The sequence below is a fragment of the Maribacter sp. ACAM166 genome (assembly GCF_005771495.1).
Classification (GTDB): Bacteria; Bacteroidota; Bacteroidia; order Flavobacteriales; family Flavobacteriaceae; genus Maribacter.
This window is the reverse complement of the sequence record NZ_VAUW01000094.1, coordinates 1-1337: the sequence shown is the minus strand read 5'-3', so window position 1 is coordinate 1337 and position 1337 is coordinate 1. Positions and strand designations below refer to the sequence as shown.

The 1337-nt window shown below is 33.1% G+C and carries 1 protein-coding gene; it reads right to left on the bottom strand.

Features of this window, described 5'->3' with window-relative positions; all coding sequences use genetic code 11:
• Positions 1–119 precede the first annotated feature (119 nt).
• On the bottom strand, positions 120–1049 hold the full coding sequence (locus tag ES765_RS21485) for a site-specific integrase (protein WP_138116585.1): 930 nt from the start codon (positions 1047–1049) through the stop codon (positions 120–122).
• Between the last annotated feature and the right edge of the window lie 288 nt (positions 1050–1337).

Genomic DNA, 1337 nt, shown 5'->3' with positions numbered 1-1337 from the left:
TAACTTTAGAGTAGATTACCATAGATAGATTTTTAGATTAATGAATTGAATTTCAACACTTTAATTTACTGAAAATCTATCTTTTTTGTTGCATAATAATCAAATATTATTAATCGAACTCAGGTTTTTAGATAATGAAAGATTAAACCATCTCTCTTTTCTTTCGAAATAGAATAATATTCCAATATCTTTTCAACCTTTTTAGGATTTGCCAAGGATACGAGTTTCTTGTTTTTGCCCATTCGATAATAAAGACGGTTATCAATAAAATCAGACCATTTTAACTGTAGCACATCCCCTACCCTGATTCCCGCAAAATAAAAACTCATCAACCAAGTGTAGACAGCGTGCTGCTGGGCCAGTGTTAAATCTTCTGCCATTTCTAAAAGTTGTACCTCTTCCCTATTCAACCCGATTTTTTCCGATTCGGGAAACTTGATTTGGATTTTGCCTTTACCAAAAGGGTAATTCCTGTCGTCTACATGGTATTCTTTTCGAGCAAAATTATAAATCGTACGAATAAGCATAAGATAATTAATAGCCGTTCTTGGCGCAACCTTCCTTTCATAAAGTAAATATGCCTCGAACCTCTTCAATAAAGTAACATCCAAATCAGTAAATGAAAGCTCCTTTCGTCCTAAAAAGGCTTTAAATATGTCAAGCCTTTTTTCTTGATTGTAATGTTGATTAAATCTTTTTCGTTGTAAGAGGTTGGAGAGAAATACTTCGCTTGCTTCAAAATAGCCCATTTTTGTCTTGCCGACTATAATATTTTTAATCTTTTGAGCAGATTGTCCTGTACTTTCAGCATCGCTATCAATGAGTTTATCATTTGCCTCCGAAAGCTTCTTTGCCACAAGATTGTTCAAGCGAATTGAATTGAGATGTGATTTTCTTACCCTATTGAACTTTTCATCCCAAAACTTCTCATCAATGTATTGTCCAGTAAACAGGTATGATGATTTCCTATCTTTAGTTACACGAATAGTTATAGGGAATTGTCCTGCTTTGTTTGGTTTCTTCCTCAAGACTGCTTGTATTGTCGCCATGTCTATTATTTATAATACTTAAATATACAAATTTACAGGTACAACATAGGTACAACATTTGATGTTTTTACATGGTTATATAACATTTAATTATTTCATAACTTATTCATAATTAATTGATTACTAACCAAATAAGACCATATTAGTACAATTGTCTCAGAATTCATAACCCGGAGGTCGCGGGATCGTGCCCCGCTCTCGCTACATTAGTAAAATCAAGCAAAACAACGGTTTAGTTCACTCTAAACCGTTTTTTTATGTCTATATTTCTACAAACAATTACCAATG